The 17553-nt window shown below is 34.3% G+C and carries 11 protein-coding genes and 3 pseudogenes; 10 read left to right on the forward strand and 4 right to left on the reverse strand.

What is annotated here, in order from left to right; translation table 11 throughout:
• Positions 1 to 23 precede the first annotated feature (23 nt).
• The 3 genes from lipB to ACFINC_RS03965 all read right to left on the reverse strand — a co-directional run bounded on the left by lipB (position 24) and on the right by ACFINC_RS03965 (position 2386).
• Complete coding sequence (gene lipB / locus ACFINC_RS03955; RefSeq protein ID WP_375616196.1) at positions 24 to 761, reverse strand: lipoyl(octanoyl) transferase LipB; 738 nt, start codon at positions 759 to 761, stop codon at positions 24 to 26.
• A gap of 147 nt (positions 762 to 908) precedes the next feature.
• Positions 909 to 1760, reverse strand: coding sequence for a TPM domain-containing protein (locus ACFINC_RS03960; protein ID WP_375616197.1), 852 nt, complete (start codon positions 1758 to 1760; stop codon positions 909 to 911).
• A complete protein-coding gene (locus ACFINC_RS03965; RefSeq protein WP_375616198.1) occupies positions 1760 to 2386 on the reverse strand; it encodes a LemA family protein in 627 nt (208 codons plus the stop codon). The genes ACFINC_RS03960 and ACFINC_RS03965 overlap by 1 nt, the downstream gene beginning before the upstream one ends.
• Positions 2387 to 2808: 422 nt before the next feature.
• Between ACFINC_RS03965 and ACFINC_RS03970 the strand changes: the two genes are divergently transcribed.
• The 10 genes and pseudogenes from ACFINC_RS03970 (at position 2809) to ACFINC_RS04015 (ending at position 16350) form a co-directional block, all read left to right on the forward strand.
• Complete coding sequence (locus tag ACFINC_RS03970; protein WP_375616199.1) at positions 2809 to 3585, forward strand: class I SAM-dependent methyltransferase; 777 nt, start codon at positions 2809 to 2811, stop codon at positions 3583 to 3585.
• Positions 3586 to 4678: 1093 nt separating this feature from the next.
• A complete protein-coding gene (gene hutH / locus ACFINC_RS03975) occupies positions 4679 to 6217 on the forward strand; it encodes a histidine ammonia-lyase (protein ID WP_375616200.1) in 1539 nt (512 codons plus the stop codon).
• A 403-nt stretch (positions 6218 to 6620) separates the two neighbouring features.
• Positions 6621 to 6980, forward strand: a complete 360-nt coding sequence (locus tag ACFINC_RS03980; protein WP_375616201.1) for a hypothetical protein — start codon at positions 6621 to 6623, stop codon at positions 6978 to 6980.
• Between the two features lie 449 nt (positions 6981 to 7429).
• Complete coding sequence (locus tag ACFINC_RS03985) at positions 7430 to 8806, forward strand: amino acid permease (RefSeq protein WP_375616202.1); 1377 nt, start codon at positions 7430 to 7432, stop codon at positions 8804 to 8806.
• Positions 8807 to 9934: 1128 nt separating this feature from the next.
• Positions 9935 to 10360, forward strand: coding sequence for a hypothetical protein (locus ACFINC_RS03990; RefSeq protein ID WP_375616203.1), 426 nt, complete (start codon positions 9935 to 9937; stop codon positions 10358 to 10360).
• Positions 10361 to 10457: 97 nt separating this feature from the next.
• A complete protein-coding gene (locus ACFINC_RS03995; RefSeq protein WP_375616204.1) occupies positions 10458 to 10586 on the forward strand; it encodes a hypothetical protein in 129 nt (42 codons plus the stop codon).
• A gap of 319 nt (positions 10587 to 10905) precedes the next feature.
• Positions 10906 to 11225 (forward strand): annotated as a pseudogene (locus ACFINC_RS04000) (hypothetical protein); the annotation flags it as partial.
• A 364-nt stretch (positions 11226 to 11589) separates the two neighbouring features.
• The gene (locus tag ACFINC_RS04005; protein ID WP_375616296.1) at positions 11590 to 11991 is read left to right on the forward strand and encodes a hypothetical protein; all 402 of its coding nucleotides are present in this window, start codon (positions 11590 to 11592) and stop codon (positions 11989 to 11991) included.
• Between the two features lie 150 nt (positions 11992 to 12141).
• Positions 12142 to 12559: pseudogene (locus tag ACFINC_RS04010) on the forward strand (hypothetical protein).
• 1037 nt (positions 12560 to 13596) lie between these two features.
• Positions 13597 to 16350, forward strand: a complete 2754-nt coding sequence (locus ACFINC_RS04015) for an autotransporter outer membrane beta-barrel domain-containing protein (protein ID WP_375616205.1) — start codon at positions 13597 to 13599, stop codon at positions 16348 to 16350.
• Positions 16351 to 17241: 891 nt separating this feature from the next.
• On the opposite strand, the pseudogene ACFINC_RS04020 reads toward ACFINC_RS04015, so the two are convergent.
• Positions 17242 to 17448: pseudogene (locus ACFINC_RS04020) on the reverse strand (Arm DNA-binding domain-containing protein); the annotation flags it as partial.
• Positions 17449 to 17553 lie beyond the last annotated feature (105 nt).

The following is a 17553-nucleotide window of genomic DNA, read 5'->3' on the forward strand; positions in this document are numbered from 1 at the left end:
TTTTTATTTAAAAATCAATGCACTTAGGAAACATCAATTGTTGGACCAAAAATTTTTTCAAAAGCGTGTTTGAGAGCAATATCAATATCATGCATTGCTACAGGGCAACCTAGATCAAGAAAGCTTGTTACACCGTGGTTTGTAATTCCACAAGGAACAATTCCTGAATAATGGGCTAAATTAGGATTAACATTGATAGAAACTCCATGAAAACTTATCCATTTGCGCACTCGAATGCCAATAGCTGCAATTTTATCTTCGGAAGAAAGATCATTTTGTGTTGATGGGCAATGAGACTGTTTAACCCAGACACCAACGCGATCTTCTCTGCGTTCGCCTTTAATATTAAAGTTGGCAAGCATCTGTATGATCCATTCTTCTAATGCACTAATGAAAGCACGAATGTCTTGTTTCCGGCGTTTAAGATCAAGCATGATATAAGCAATACGCTGTCCTGGACCGTGATATGTAAATTCACCTCCACGTCCTGCTTCATAAACAGGGAATAAATTAGGCGCCAAAAGATCTTTTTTATTGGCACTCGTCCCCGCTGTATAAAGGGAAGGGTGTTCGAGAAGCCAAACTTGTTCATGCGCAGTTTTTGCAAGAATTTTTTCTACACGTTCTTGCATGTAACGTAAAGCTTCAGGATACTCAACTAGATGATCGCTTATTTTCCATTCAACGGGTGGATTTTCTAGAATTGCATTAAAATGATGTGATAAGTGATTACGATCTGTATGTTTCAATTCACATGTCATGGGTAATATTTATCTTGATGTTTGAGTTTGTATTGTAATCAATAAAAGTGATTACAGAGTAAGGTATAGAATTGTTGAATAAAAGAGAATACGTTCATAAAATTTTATCTTAAGAAGATTTGCTACGCTTAAAAATCCACGTTCCTTTTACCATCTTCCTGTTGCACCGCCACCACCTGATGATCCACCACCACCCCTAAATCCCCCTCCACCTCGAGGACCTCCGAACCTTCCACCAGGATATCTGCCACCGGCACTTAAGTTAAGAAACCAAGGTGTGAAGATGATCCCCAGCCAGAGATACTTTTGTGGACCCACTTTTTTACCAAAAATCATTGCAAGAATGGGCAAACCAACGACTATAAAGAGTATGAGAAACATGATTGTATTTATAATCATTTCTTCTTTTTCAGCTTGTTTACGTTGTTCTTCAACGATTTTAGCTTTTTCTTTGATGCGAAAAGTAAAATCAGAATCACTTTCTGTAATAACTTTGATAATTGCATCAACTGCTTCAGCAATTCCTTTTTGATAATTTCCTTCGCGAAAATTAGGAATCATGAAGCTATTAATAATGACAGAGGAAAGAGCATCTGTTAGCTCTCCTTCCAAACCATATCCAACTTCGATACGTGCTGTGCGTTCATTCGGTGCAATGACCAGTAATACACCATTATTGATCTTCTTTTGGCCTAATCCCCATGTACGAAAAAGAGAATTGCTGTATGTTTCTATATCATTGCCCGAAAGAGTAGGGAGTGTCACAAGAACAATTTGATCTCCCGTTTTCTCTTCGATTGCTGCCAGTTTTTTTGTCAAGTCTTCCTTGGTTGCATTATCGAGCAAATGAGCCACATCATTAACATAACCTGTTAAATGAGGAAATTTTATTTGCGAACAAGCGATACTTCCCAATGCAGCAACTAAATACAGAGAGCAGATAAAAACCCATAATTGTGAAAATACAATACGTTGCAAAGAGTATCGAAATGATTTCATTAATTAAAATTAACCTTTGGTGTTTGTTGGCTATCAGTATCGATGGTAAAAGTTGGCATAGGTTTAGCATCACGAAACCATAATTTTGCCCAAATCATCGTCGGCATTGTTTTGAGTGCAGTATTGTAGGCACGTACTGTTTCAATATAATCGCGGCGTGCAACGGAAATACGGTTTTCTGTTCCTTCTAATTGTGATTGAAGAGCAAGAAAGTTCTGGTTTGCTTTAAGATCCGGATAGTTTTCAACAACAGCCATAAGCCGCGAAAGTGCACTTGATAAATTTGCTTGATTTTTGAGATATTGCTGCATAACTTCTGGATTATTCAACATATCTGCATTAATGTTGACTTGCGTTGCTTTAGCACGTGCTTCAATTACATTGGTGAAAACGCTTTGTTCATGAGCTGCGTAAGCTTTAACTGTTTCTACAAGATTGGGGATGAGATCTGTACGACGTTGATATTGATTGAGTACTTCACTCCATGCTGCATGTGCTTTTTCTTCATTTGTTGGTATCGTATTAAATCCGCACCCACTTAAAAATGGCACTAACCATGCCAAAAAAATCACGATTGGCAATTGTTTTAATATTTTAAACATTGAAGAAGTTTGTACATTTAACATAAAGATGTCTCCACAGATATTTTATGTATTATATAGGGTTTATTTTCTTGGTGGAAAGTATTTTGAACTTTATAAACAGGTGTATTTATCAATAAATTGATATCTCTATGCGTTTTAGATACGCTTAAGTGGCTTGTTGATATCAAAGTAATAATGGTAATATAGATATTATCTTATAAAAGATCAATAATATTTATATCAATTATTATTACGGAAAATTATATTATTTTCGTAGGAGTTTTGGGTTTCACAACGTGCAGATAACAATTGGAAAAGAGAAAAATGTAAGTATCAATCTTATGGAAAGATAGAAGGTAAGGGCAGTTCTTATTTTCCTCCTTTAGAAGTTATGTTTAATACATTGGACAAAAAGGGCTTTTTAATTATGTATGGTAGTAATTGTGAAGGAGGGTGAAAGTCCTATGATAGAAATTGTTCAGCGGCAAAGTGAAAAGTTTGATGGATTGGCTAATGATTATGATCGTTATCGTCCTCGCTATCCCCTTACTTTATTTAAAACCATGCTCCATCCTTTTAAGAACAAAAAGCATTTGTCCATTGTGGATGTGGGTGCTGGGACAGGCATCGCATTAGAGGGAATTGTTAAATTTTTAGGAAATGAGCACCAATATCATGCTATTGATGTATCGGCAGATATGATTAAGCAGGGACGAAGAAAATTTCCGAACGTGCGGTGGTATCAGGGCCGAGCCGAAGATCTATTGCCTCAAATAGGCAAGGTAGATCTTATCGTTGCAGCGCAGGCATTTCAATGGATGGATCGCCCTAAGTTGCTTTGCGCTATTTCAGATCAACTTCGAGCCAATGGTGTCATGGCAATTGTCCAAAATAATCGTGATTTCAAACATAGTGAATTTCTAGAGGCTTATGAGACATTGTTAGAGAAAATGAGTCCAAATTATTCTCGTTATTATCGTAATTTTGATTTTTTACAGGAAATGAGTGATGGCTTTGGGGTAAAAGCAGAAAAAATTTCTTTCCATACGCATAATTGGACGATGATGATCCCGTCTGAATCTTTTATTGGAATGAGCCGCTCTTCAACGCAAGCGCAACGCGCTATTGCGAACCATGGAAAAGAATATTTGCGGCAATTGGTCGCATTGATAAAACAATATGAAGTGCAAGGCAATTTGGAGATTTTATATCGAAGTGAGCTCTATATGTATGCAGGATAATCTGATATCGATGATCCCTTTTACGACCTTATAGAACATCAGAGCAGGTGATATTCAGGAAATTTATGCATTATTAAGGTGCGTTTTTTGAGGGGGACGAACAGCTTTTTCTTCTTCAACATTCAAATTGATGCCTCGTTACATATAATCTTCATTATTCACTTGAGATATGTAGGAGTTCTTAATAGAAAATTTTATGAACTGATTATAGCATCAAAGTGTTTTTCTTTCCTGTAGTTTAACAACAGATTTTTATAAAATGGGAAGAGCTGGCTTGAATAGAAATATTCGGTAATTCTTTATTTTTATAATTATTTTTTACTGTTAAGTGAGCGTTTTATTAAAGTAGATTTTGATAAAAAACTAAAAAAGTATCTCAATCAGAATTGGGGAGTAAAAAGAGTGGAAGGCTTTGGAAAGCCTATAAATACTCGATAAAAATGGCTTATCTTTAAAAACCAACTAATTTTGAAATTAGCTCTAAAACCAGCTTCAAATGACGAAAAAAGAAAAATACGTCATGAAGCATTTTTATTTTTAAAATATATAAAATAAAAACAATATATTAATTAATTTTTTTAATGTAAAAAACGAGCTTTATCTTCTATTTTAAATAATGGGTTAGGCTGAGTTTTTGTGTGATTTTATTGAACTTGTGTTTTTCAGGTTTCAATCTGGCGCTTTGAATATAATTTTAGAAGTGGTAAAATAAGTTCAATCTCTTTTCTATGTTGATGTTTTGAATAAGTTTTTTAATTTTTCATATATAGCTCCATTGCGCGTTTTACTTTCTCTTCAAGGGAGAGTTTAATTTTACAATCGTGATAGATGGTGTAGGCTATTGATCTAAGTTTTTTCATAAGTCTAGTGGGAATAGTTTATGACTTAAAATCCACGACCTTTGTGGGGCTTGTAAATATCTTATCTTCATCTGTCTTTAATTATTCTGCTTTTGGACAATGCCTTTGTTTTAAGGAATAGTTTTAAAAAAGGCTTTTCGTTTAAAGAGTCGTTATAGTTTTTTGTTTTATAGGTTTTATAGAAAGATCAATAATGTTAAGCATTGTACTTTAATGAACGAAGAAAGAAAATCATGATGATTACACTAAAACCGGGCGAGGTAACGCTTAGTGAGCTTGCAGCTATTTATTTTAATGGAGAAGTGGGTAAACTTCATAATAATACGCATTTAGCTATCGAGAAAGGAGCGCAGCGCATTGCTGAAATTGCTGCTGGAAGTAAGCCAGTGTATGGTGTTAATACTGGTTTTGGGAAATTGGCTTCCATTAAAATTGATGCGGACAATGTTGCTGTTTTACAGAGAAATCTTATTTTGTCCCATTGTTGTGGGGTGGGAGAACCTTTAGCAGAAAATATTGTGCGTTTGATAATGAGCTTAAAGCTTATCTCTTTAGGAAGAGGGGCTTCAGGGGTTCGTCTAGAATTGATAAATTTGCTGGAAAATATGCTTGCAAAGGGCGTCATTCCTGTCATCCCTGAAAAAGGGTCTGTTGGCGCTTCCGGTGATCTCGCCCCACTTGCTCACATGGCGGCTGTTATGATGGGAGAGGGAGAAGCATTTTTTAAAAATATTCGTATGAGTGGAGCAGCTGCGTTAGAAAAAGCGGGATTGTCCCCTATTATTTTAAAGGCAAAGGAAGGTCTCGCTCTTATTAATGGGACTCAAACCTCAACAGCCCTTGCACTTGCCGGTCTTTTTCGAGGTTATCGGGCATTGTGTGGTGGATTGTTGGCAGGAGCTTTGACAACAGATGCCCTCATGGGGTCAACGGCGCCATTTCATCCTGATATCCATATTTTACGAGGACATTATGGGCAGATTGCCGTATCGAAAACATTAGAAAAACTTGTAGAGGATTCAGAAATTCGTGCAGCACATCTACGAGGTGATGAGCGTGTACAAGATCCTTACTGTATACGTTGCCAGCCACAGGTGATGGGGGCATGTTTTGATATTTTGTTAGCCGCAGCAAAAACACTTATTATTGAAGCAAATGCTGTTACAGATAATCCATTGATTTTAAGGAATGGTGAGGTTGTATCAGGTGGGAATTTCCATGCAGAACCTGTAGCATTTGCTGCAGATCAGATCGCTCTTGCTTTGTGTGAAATAGGATCTATTTCTCAACGGCGTATTGCTCTTATGGTTGATCCAGCAATTTCTTACGGTCTTCCAGCTTTTTTAGCGCACAACCCAGGTCTTCATTCAGGTTTTATGATTGCTGAAGTAACAGCAGCTGCTTTAATGTCTGAAAATAAGCAAATGGCCTATCCTGCTTCCGTTGATTCAACACCCACTTCAGCTAATCAAGAAGATCATGTTTCAATGGCTTGCCATGGCGCTCGTCGGTTATTGGTAATGAGTGAAAACCTTTTTACACTTATTGGCATTGAAACGCTTGTTGCAGCACAAGGAATTGAATATCGTGCACCTTTAAAAACAAGTACTTTTTTGCAATCTGTTATGGAATGTTTACGCAACAATATTGCCTCTCTTAAGGAAGATCGCTATATGGCCCCAGATCTTCATCAAGCACATATACTCGTGCGTGAAGGACATTTATTATCTGTTTTACCAGAAACAATTTTTCCTTCATTAAGTTTTCAATAATATTTGTTTTAAAGCAAATGATGAAAGGCGGATATTGAATTTTGAAACTTCTTCATATGACAATATAGAAGATCAATACTATAGTTTAATTATTTAATAAATTATGTATTTATTCCTGTATATATCTGTTATTTGTAGCCAACTAGATACTTTAAATGCTCTGATTTATCATCATAATTTTATAGAAACTATAAAGTTGAATTTTATGTCAGATTTTTTAATATAGTTTAAATAATATACACAAATTGTATATTGAAATATTATATTTTTATAAGTATAAATTATATTATAGGAATTTTATTAATTAAAAATAAATAATTTTATTGTATATTATTTTTATTTATTAATACTTTATGAATTTTATATTTCATTTTTGGTATTTTAAATAAAAAAGGAGAAAGAAATGTTTAAAAGTGCTCGCTTATGTATTTTAATAACAGTTCTTTTTTTTTCTAAAATTCTTGAGATTCATGCAAATTTTAGGAGAGCTAGCTTTCCAGAGGAAGTTTTCATTATGATAATGGCCCAAGAGAAAGAGCCTCTTATTTTAGCGAAAAACAAAGATTTTATTGCTATCTCAGGGCAAACTCCCAGAGAGAAGGAGGATACTATCATCGGACCAACAATCAAAGATGCTCTTTTTACCATATATTTTTTTTTCATTGGAAAGCTTGTCGTTAAGGCAGCTGGAGTCTTTAAAAGATGGGTTGTAGATAGATTTTCTCATGCTTTTGGAAACTTGCGAGATTCGTATTATCATTAATTGAGCTATTTAATTGGCGTAAAAAGTTTGTTTTATGGACTCAAAGAGAGTTTGTTTAAAGTAACAAAAAATTAATTGTATGCATAGTTAATGCGTTTGTTATGAATTTTTAGGCTTCTATTTCGGTGCACTGAAATAGAAGTCTAAGATTTTAGACTACATTAAGGTTGATTTTCTCTGTAAAAAACTAGAGAATACGAAATGAATTAAATGACGATTATAAAAAAATTCATTATCACTTTATTTGAATAAAATAATACGAAATTGCAGGCTATAAAAGCTGAATAATTCGCAATAAAAGTATTTTTTTATTGTTTAGAGCAAAGTGTTGGACTGGCTGGTCTTCGATGTTTTTTGAAGTATATTTGTGAAAGAAACATGAGGCTTTATTTATCATAGAGCTGTTATTGCGGTGTGGATTGTTAGCATTTCAAAAAGTAAGGACAGAAATGGCAATAAATGAACTGAAAAGAGGGATGAGTAAGCGCCAAGTTATTTTTTTAGCTCTTGGATCTGCTATTGGAACAGGTCTTTTTTATGGGTCTGCACAGGCAATTAAACTTGCAGGTCCAAGTGTTTTGATTGCTTATTGTATTGCTGGTTTGGCTATTTTTATGGTTATGCGAGCTTTAGGTGAGATGATACTTCATAATCCATTGCCTGGTTCTTTTGCCCGTTATGCGGCAAATTACATATCACCATTAGCAGGTTTTTTAACGGGATGGACATATGTATTTGAGATGATTCTTGTTGGTTTGGCTGATATTACAGCTTTTGCGACTTATATGGGTTTTTGGTATCCTGATGTTGCTCCTTGGGTATGGGCACTGAGTATTACATTAATCATCACAGGTATTAATTTAGCTGCTGTAGAAGTCTATGGTGAACTGGAGTTTTGGCTATCTTCTATTAAAGTTATCGCTATCATTGCGATGATTATTTTAGGAATAGCAATTATTTTTTTTGGATGGGGTGAAGGTGCAGATTTTTCTACCGTTACTGTTCATAATTTATGGAAGAATGGTGGTATTTTTCCCAATGGTTGGTTTGGTTTTTTAGCTTGCTTTAGTGTTGTTGTTTTTGCTTTTGGTGGCATAGAAATTATTGGTATGGCAGTCATGGAAGTTCAAAACCCTCATCAAACGATTTCAAAGGCAATTAATTCTACTCCAGTTCGTATTTTGCTTTTTTACGTCATGACGTTAGCTATTTTAATGTCTCTTTATCCTTGGAATGAGATTGGTCTTTTAGATAGCCCTTTTGTATCCATTTTTGAAAATCTTGGGATTTCATATGCAGCAAATATTTTAAATATTGTTGTTGTTACAGCGGCTATTTCGGCAATGAATAGTGGAATGTATGGTGCTTGTCGTATGATCCATGGTTTATCGCAAGAAGGTTATGCTTTAAAAAAGTTTCAATATTTATCAAAAAACGGTATTCCAGTTTTTGTTATTTTGATGATTTTTTGTATTTTTCTTTTTGGTGCTGTCCTTAATTATTTTTATCATGAAAAGCTTTTTTTTCTTATTGCAGCAATGGCCACATTTGCGACAGTTTTTGTTTGGATGATGATTCTTCTTTCGCAAATTTTCATGCGGATTAAGATGCCTAAAGAAGCACAGAATGGTTTAAAATTTCCAATTCCATTTTGGCCAATAGGATCGATTTTTTCTATTTTATTTATGGTTTTTATTTTTATTCTCTTATGGTATTTTGATGAAACACGGCCAGTTTTAATTATAGGTTTTAGTTGGATTTCTTGGCTTGTTATTTGTTTCTATGCACTTAAACTTTATAATTTTAAGCAAAAGAGACAGCAATAAAATGTGAATGGAGATAAAACTCAAAACAAATAGCTGATGTCATCAGGAGAACAGATGTTTGATTGTTATTCTCTAAAGGTTAAACAATCTAGATTGAAAAAATATGCTCGTTATTATTTTGTTTTGGAAGTTTTTGTGGTCCATTACTTATGGTAACCACCAAATCGTGTAAATATTAGGTGTTTTCTAATGGTGAGCTGCGCCATCAATATAAGCGTTTCATGTTAAAATGCTAATAGTGCGAATAGATTTTACGAGGGATAAGGTTATAGGGAGATATCTTTTTCTAAATCTATTAATGAAGTTTTTTTCATAAAAGAAGTTATTGTAAGAATTATGTTTATTATTTTATTCATTTTTCTTTTATCTATACTCAACTCAATCAATAAAATGTTTTATAAGCTTTTTTAAAAATTAATTTTTTAAATTTTGTTGTTTAAGAAACTGCTATTCTTTTAGAAACAAAGATAAAATTCTTATGCATTTCCCTTGAAAAGAAGGGTGGAATCTTGAAGGTCTTTTAAAAGGATATTTGGGTTATTATGGGGTAAAGGGGAGATGTTTTTTCCATTTCTATTATTATTTTTTGATAGAGGGCTGGTGTTGATCAAAAACAGCGGATAACGAAGCCATAGGGGCATTGTATCATTGTGTTTGCAAAAGCTGCAATAGAGAGCAGCAAGGTATCACACTAAAATCTCATAGAAGAGTAAATTTAAGATAATGATGAGCATGTGGCAGTTTTTTTACGATTCTTGTTGTTATTGCAGTCAAAAGAGCAAAGATCAAATTTACTTTCAATGATATTGTAAACAGCGTTCATGCGCAAGCCAGCAGCTAAGGTGTAAGCATTTTTGCGGATAGGCAATATACCAAGGTAAATATGGTATCGCAAAAAATATTGCCAAAAACGTCTTAGATTATGTAAAAGAGTAGGACTTAAAGGAAGATTACACTAAGTCTTCCATTAGCAATGCTATCATCATCCTGACAAATGAAGCAGAGAAAATGGCATTAACAAGGCAAATGGGGGCAGCGATGAGTAGCAATCGCCTCCTTTAACCGTGATACTGCCAGCGCATCATGGTTTATCACAAAGAGATGTAGAAAAGTTGGAACGTTTCGTTCATGAAAACCAAGAAATGGCAAAGCAATTGCTGGAAGAAAGATTTTAATACAGCAATTAATCCTGTCAAATCATGTTTATTAAAGAACACTCCATTGCTGTCGTTGACCGTGATGAAAAGAGCAATATCATCTATGCAACAGATAAAAATGGAAATCCTATACAAGACAGCCGCGGATAAAAATACCTTATTCTATTTAAGAGATGAAGAAAAACAGCATTTAAAAGCAGGTTCTGATAGCAAGGGCCATGTTTTCTTCAATGGCATTTTTACTTCGTTGGAAAAGATTGCTGTTTATGCGGTGCACTATGCCAACAATCAAAATGAACCGTTTTATCTTATCGTGTTTCCACAAGCTGATTCTGCTGTCTTAGAACTTATGCTTGCAGGGTACCAGAAGTTTCTGGAAAAGAATTTTTTGGTTTAACCCATTCAACAGGAGACGCAAAAGATCTGCTGTATCTCTATAACAATACAGGAGTAAGTTTTATGCTCATAGCTGCGTGGGTGTAATATTGAGGAATATGCTGAATTCTTTAAAACAACAAGGTGCACAGGATATAGCAGGTAACACAACTATCAATCTTTATGTGCCGGCTTCTAACGCTGAAGTTATGGCAGGTCTATTAAGTTATGTGAGTGGAGGCAAATAAACCACTATCGGCTTTGATGGGCATAAAGATGATTTTGTAAAAACAGTAGTTGGTGGCAATGGCTATACTTATGGGATAGTGCCTGCTGGCAATAATATTTAAAAAGAAGCATAGAAAGTGTTTACAGATCCTTATAACGTCCATACTTTTTTTGACATGCGAAGGATAAGTGCCAAAGATTTTAATGATTAATCCAATCGAATGTAAATTTCTTCAAGGAGAAAAAAATGAAACAAATCTTAGAAATTATTGAGCGTCTTCACTTTATGCACCATAATGGGATATTAGTTTAATAAACAGAGGGAACTTGAGTGTGTAGAAGAAACTTGGAGCAGATTTTACTGAGGTAGGAGAAGCACTGTTAGGAAGCACTGTTAGAATGTGGTATGCCACCCCCTTATGATGTTTTGCCAGAAAATAAAAAGATAAGCATCAATGCGAAAACATCCATTAAAGCTTGCATGCTTCAAGAAAAACTCCACTACAAATGGGGAGGATTATATTGGTGTTATATCTTATAAAGATAAAAACCTCCCCATTTGTTGTTTTGGTGCTGTTATCTCGTAACGAAGTGTCAAGAAGCATTTGAACAGCCCGTTTTGTAAAAAATATAAAACCACACCTGAATATCAGCCTTAGTTTTTGCTGGTGATGATTACAATCTCTACCTTCATGTTTCTCATGCCCGTGCACGAGAGCCCTTAATTTAGTATGTCAATGCTATTTATTTATGGGGACCACAACTGTTGGCACAATAATATAAAAATATCTATTTGGGTTGTAATCAAAATATTGAGAATAATTATATGCATAACGTTGATAGAATACGATTTAAGTAGTAATTTTGCTGTATTTTTGATATAATATCGACGGTATAATTATCGAAAAGAGATAAATGACCATGAAGGTTGATAATGTTCATCGTTATTTTGGAAGTGAAAAAACAGCATGTAAAGTAATTTATGGATTGTTTCATAATATCAAATTATTCAAGGATAGGAAAATGAAGCAGATTTTAAAATTATTAAGTGGGATGACTCTATTTGTTATGGCTGGATGTTATCCAGAAAAGCCTTCTCAAACAGTTGTAGATGCATGGGAAAAGTCTGGTGCTGATCAACTTGAGATAAAAAAAGCTCTGTTAGAGTGTGGAATGCAGTATCTTGATGGTCGTCTTGATACAGAAACAAGTACTGATGAGAGATTCAATGCAGAGGAGTCTGTGAATGCATGCATGATACAAGCAGGTTTCCAAGATAAATTGGGAAGGGTAAAGTGGTGTGAAAAGTATGAAAATCTTCCAATTTGTCAGCCTGATGCTGTTATTCCTCAGCGAAGTGTAGAGAGGCGCTTGAATAGTCCTCATTGTGAAGAGCACAAAGAGCAACCCGAATGTCAACCTTAAATATTGATGCTGTTGTAATCAATAATCCTTATATTTTTGTTCTCGCAGGGGGGGCGGGATTATTTTTTCAATAGACTAGCAATCTTACATGTGAAAAAATTAGCACAGGCTTATAGGCTTTTTTATCATAAATATTGAGGGAGGGGGAAAATGAAAAAAATATTGAAGTTATTGAGTGCTATGATTTTTTAAGCTCTGCGGGATGTGTTAGTAAATCTCCCCTATCGACATTGGCATGATGGGAAAAGCCTGGTGTTAATAAATCTATGGTTCAACAAGCACTGTTAAAATGTAGATGGAAACCAATCTACGTTTCTCCTGAAAATATGGATTCGCGTGCAAGTGAATTTGCAGCAATTTATGAGTGCATGACTAAAGCAGGTTATCGGTATAAATTGCAGGATTCAAAGGGATCTATTTTTCATCAACACCGCGAAGTGATTCATTTTTAGTCAATTTAATGGTAGCAGGGTATCAGCAGGTTATGGACAATGATACTTTTGGTGTAACCAATTCAACGAAACAGAAACAAGATTTGATGTTACGTCTTCAGAATGATAAAAAATAGAAAAGTTTTGAAAAAGTGATCTAACAGTAAAATATATTCATCTTTAAAGTAATAGTTCAATGAAAATATTAATAGGGGTGAGGGAGTAAAAGTGCTGCTCTTTTACCCTTGATATAGTTATATTCATTAGAAACTAGCTTAGCAATGTATTATTTTCAGATGATAATGATATTGGGGGATGGTTAGCATTTTTAGAGAAGGTTATTCAATATAAAAAATGGCAAAGAATAGCTTTGCTAAAATATCCTCTTTAACGATAATAAATAGATTACTTTTATAAAAATGAATTTGATGAAATATTTTATTTTGATGTTTTTTAATTTCAGGAAAGTGAGTGTTTTATTGTATTTTAAATTTTATCAGAAGATATTAAAGCGTTATGCAAGTAATTTTGATGTAAATATCTTTTTATTTTATGGTCTATTTCGAGATGATATCTTCTAGAGTGATTTATTGATGAATTGAAAACATTGATGATAGGGACTTAAGAGAAAATTTATTCAATTTTTTTACTAGGTAGTTTACAGCTTTTATATAGAATTAGATACCTACATTAACTTATACGCTAGTGAGCATTTACTTAGGTTTTTGCTGTTGAAGAAGTAGTACAATTATAGCTTTTGTATAGCTTATTTCATGGTATTGTGTTTTTATTAAGACATTTTGAGTTTTTAAATCTTAACAATTATTCTCATTTTATTGTATTTTTATTTTTTGGTAGTGAAAGAAATTTAAGATTATATCTCTCCAAAGTTTGCCTTTCTTCAAGTTTTTTTTGAGATTATTTTTCCGACGCTTTGTGTTGCCATTCTCAGCAATTGAGGGATTAGTTCTTTAAGAGAGCGTAATCCTAAATGGTATTATTAAGTTTTTTGTTCTTTCTTTACATAAAATACAAAACATATTATGAAATGCTGTAATTTATCAGTAAAACAGTAAAATAACTTTGTTTATTTTGTTCTTATCGTATTTAATGTATGGTTTATTTTTTACCGGCATTTTTTGTGTTTGTTGAGAAAAAGAAAGTTTTGAAAATAATGATAAGCAAGGTATCTAAAAATCGCTTATATTCGTGTGTTTTTACGGCAGCTATTTTTTCTTTTTTGTTAAACACAAATATTGAGGCACATTCTCGTTCATTTGTATTACTGTCATGTGATGAAAACAAATTACCTTATGAATGCAGAGATGGTGCAAAGCATACAATTAGTGATAAAATATATAAGTTCACTGCACCTGTTAAAGAAAAGAATGGGGAAGGTAGTTCTCTCATATTGCCTGCTGCTATAGTAGTACAGGAGCCTAATACAGTTATTCAGGCGACGCGTGTAGAGGTTGAAGGAATTTCAGGTATAGAAGATATTTATGGTGCTGTTGTATCACGAGGGGGAAGAATTGTTTTAAGCGATTCAGCTTTTAAAAATGTATCAGTAGGTCTTAAAGCTGATAGTGGAATAATTGAGGTCAATCGTGGAACAATTGAAGCTTCTCATATAGCTGCTTATGCAGAGAAGAAAGAAGCAGCTGTTAGGTTAACGAATACAAAAATTAAAGTAGAAGGTCAGGGTATTGGTCGAGAGAGTGCTCTTTTCGTTGGTGCTGATGCGGGCATTCAGATGACAGGTGGACTTATTGATGTAAATGATGCCGCTGTACTTTATGTGGGTATAAGGGGAAATGCAACTTTAGATGATGTTACCATTACTTCAAAACGTCAAAAAACAGAAGATAAAGAAAATACAAATGAAAAAATTGCGCATACAGTTTTCAATGTAGACCAGCGTGGTTCTGTTTATTTGAAGAAGACTAATATTGTTTCTACAAATGTTCATGTTTTAATGGTTGGACAAGATTCTAAGGTGCAATCCAATGTTGGCTGGGATGAAAATATTTTAATTTCGCGGGTTAATATTGAAGATTCAACAATTAAGGTAATCGGTAACAAACATGGTATGCATTTTGAGATGGGGGGAGAGAGCAATGCGTACGAACAGGGACTCGTTTTTTTGAAAAGGACGGTTTTTGAGATTGTAGATGGAACAGCTATTTATAGTCATAACAGTCGTAGTTATATTGCAGTAACAGAAGGCACAAAAATTTCTGGTGATTTATTATTAACAGCTGAAAAGGGGGGGACTGTAGCAATTTTGGCTTCTTCTTCTTCATTAATAGGAGGGACGCGTGTTGCTGATGATTCTATTGCTGAACTTTATTTGACAGAAGGATCAAAATGGTTAGTGACAAAAAGAGGAGCAATAGCTTCACACATTGCAGACCGTACAAGTTCGTTTATTTCATTTGTAAAACTTTCTGATAGTTTTATTGCTTTTGAAACGCCAATGTTTCAGGAGTATCAGACACTTTATATTGGGAAGGGAGAGAAAGAAGTTTATAGTGCGCAAGATAGTGCAGATATTTATCTCAATACACATCTCAGTCGTGATGGTTTGCTTGATAATAAACAGACTGACCGACTTTTGATACATGGTGATGTTTCTGGGAAAACCACAGTTTATGTGCAATTTGTTCCAGGAAATCAGGGGGAGATAGCAAACGGTGAAAAGGCTCATAGTATTTCACTTATTCAGGTTTCTGGAAAAGCGGCAGAAGATTCTTTTCAGTTAGATCGTGCTTATATTGCATTAGAGGGTTTGCCTTACCAATATTATCTTCATGCTTATGGTCCGAATTCTTCTCTTGGAAATGCACAAACTTCTCAAAGATTGGTTGAAGGAGATGGAGATTTTTGGGATTTCCGCCTTGAAAGTAAATATATTCAGCCTACTTTAGAGATGTCTGTTATTCCCCCTTCTGAGTTAAAGATCAGGGAGGTTGTTCCACAAGTTCCCACTTACCTTCTATTACCAAATGCTTTGTTTCATGTTGGACTCATGGATATTCGTCATCAACAAAAGCAGTTGCAAGCTACGCGGTCTATTTCTCGTAAATTGTTAAAAAACGAAGAGAATTTTGCTTTATCTATTCACAGTTATGGTGGGCGTTATCGTTATGTCTCAGATCTTTCTACACTTAAATATGGGTACGATGGTCATGTTGATTATAACGCTATAGAAACAGATATTTTGCTTAAAACGATAGAGAATGCACATAGTACGACATCTTTTGGGATTATGGGGATCTATGGAAAGCTTTCCTTACAACCTCATAACGTGGAACAAAGTCAAAAGAGTACGTTTAATAAATGGTCATTTACGGCATATGGTAGTGTGGAACACAAAACTGGTTTTTATATAGATAGTCTTTTATCTTATGGTTTGTTTAAAGGGGATGTGCGTAGCCATGTTTGGGGTAAGACGGCGACATTAAAAGCAAAACCTCTCAACGTTTCTTTTTCTGCTGGTAAAGTGTTTATGATAGGACGTGAAGGTCTTATTTTTGATCCGCAGCTTCAGCTTATTTATCAACATCTGCAATTTGATAAGTTTCGTGATATTGATGGATTTGATGTTGATATGAAAAAAATAGATCAATGGTTTGTGCGTGTTGGTGGGCGTTTAAGTAAAACATTTACAGCCTCTGAAAAGGATCGTATCACTTCTTTTTATGGCAATATTCATCTTGCTCATTGTTTTGATAAAGAACAATTTGTTCATTTTAAAGATGTTTTCCAGTTGAGTTCTTTTGGTTCTTCCTTAGAGGTTGGCTTGGGTGTCAATTCACAGTTTTCTTCTAAAGTTACACTTTACAGTGATCTTGGCTATCAGTATACGTTAACAAAGGCGGGTTTTTCTGGAGTTCGTTTTTCTGGTGGATTGCGCTATCATTTTTAATCACTCTTTTTAAAAATAATAAATGTGATTTTCAAAATCTTGTTCTGTTGTCGAGAACTAAAACCATTGTTTGTGCAGAATTTTTTAACAATAGTCCCATGTGTTTTAATAAAAAAGTATCACGTTGATTTATTTTTATTGAGTATAGCATTTCTTAAACGCTTTTAAAAAATTGGTCCATTAGATTCTAAATATTTTTGTGTTGTTTTGGCTATAAATATTTGGGATGCCTTCGTTATCATCTTTTTAAAAGAACAGCATTGTTATCTTATTATGCCATAAAACACCGTTGTGTAAGATATGCTGATATCAGGCATGAAAAAAGGCAGGGGAATATTGTTTGTGCTGATTGGGAGCCTTTTCTTTTAAGGATATGTGAAGGGAAAGAATGCACAACTCTATAGTTTCATGGATAATGGGCATTTTTCTACTTTTAAATTTTGCAAAAAGCGTTTTTGAAGCTTTGGAATCGAGTGCATTATTGTAAGTGGGGAATAAGAAAAGTGGTAAAGTGTGCTTTCTTTCACCATAAGATTCACTATCTTTAATTTTAAAATCAAGATAAATCCTTTGAAGAAATTGTTAGAATTGTTGCTGAATAGATGAACGAGGCCGTTGTTTTGTTTGTTAAATAGAGATGAAATATAACTTTTAAATCGGAGTGAAAGTGGTAAGATTTTCTTCTTTCTTTAAGGCGTGGGGAGAAGAGATTGATCATATCGAAAAAGTCGATGACAAGTTTTTTTTATGGTTTGAAATATGGAGATATTGAAGAGAGTCTATTAAAATGGGGTGTAAAAGTAGATCATCGCTTCCTCAATCATTAGGTTTTGAAAAGGGTAAGAGAAATATCTTTATCGGGTTATTGATAAACGTGGTATTTCCAGTGGGTGCAGTTTTACGCGCTTGTTTTAAAGAGAGTTCTCTCAACGTTCCAAAAGTTCTTTCGCGACGGCATTTTTGAATGGTCTAATGGTAAATCCATTGAGCCCCCCATCTTTACGCTTATGAAGTAACAAGCCGGCACCATCACACACTTTGCCAGCTTCCAATGTTTTTTGCTACAGCTCTTGTCGTAAGATGATGCATAAGAGGCATTTTTACTCCTTTTGTAACGTGTAAGAAAATGGTTTTGACTGCTTCAATATAAACAGGGTTGGAATGAGAGAGTTCTCCGATATTGTGAATGTTCATTCAACATGC

The organism is Bartonella sp. AP58NXGY (assembly GCF_042195785.1).
Taxonomy (GTDB): domain Bacteria; phylum Pseudomonadota; class Alphaproteobacteria; order Rhizobiales; family Rhizobiaceae; genus Bartonella.

Bases quoted from the DNA above. Each gene is read 5' to 3' on its own strand.
- ACFINC_RS03995 (WP_375616204.1), top strand. From the start codon at position 10,458: ATGCTGAATTCTTTAAAACAACAAGGTGCACAGGATATAGCAGGTAAC.
- ACFINC_RS03980 (WP_375616201.1), top strand. From the start codon at position 6,621: ATGTTTAAAAGTGCTCGCTTATGTATTTTAATAACAGTTCTTTTTTTT.
- lipB (WP_375616196.1), bottom strand. From the start codon at position 761: ATGACATGTGAATTGAAACATACAGATCGTAATCACTTATCACATCAT.
- ACFINC_RS03985 (WP_375616202.1), top strand. From the start codon at position 7,430: ATGGCAATAAATGAACTGAAAAGAGGGATGAGTAAGCGCCAAGTTATT.
- ACFINC_RS04015 (WP_375616205.1), top strand. From the start codon at position 13,597: ATGATAAGCAAGGTATCTAAAAATCGCTTATATTCGTGTGTTTTTACG.
- ACFINC_RS04005 (WP_375616296.1), top strand. From the start codon at position 11,590: ATGAAGCAGATTTTAAAATTATTAAGTGGGATGACTCTATTTGTTATG.
- hutH (WP_375616200.1), top strand. From the start codon at position 4,679: ATGATGATTACACTAAAACCGGGCGAGGTAACGCTTAGTGAGCTTGCA.
- ACFINC_RS03965 (WP_375616198.1), bottom strand. From the start codon at position 2,386: ATGTTAAATGTACAAACTTCTTCAATGTTTAAAATATTAAAACAATTG.
- ACFINC_RS03990 (WP_375616203.1), top strand. From the start codon at position 9,935: ATGAAAACCAAGAAATGGCAAAGCAATTGCTGGAAGAAAGATTTTAAT.
- ACFINC_RS03970 (WP_375616199.1), top strand. From the start codon at position 2,809: ATGATAGAAATTGTTCAGCGGCAAAGTGAAAAGTTTGATGGATTGGCT.
- ACFINC_RS03960 (WP_375616197.1), bottom strand. From the start codon at position 1,760: ATGAAATCATTTCGATACTCTTTGCAACGTATTGTATTTTCACAATTA.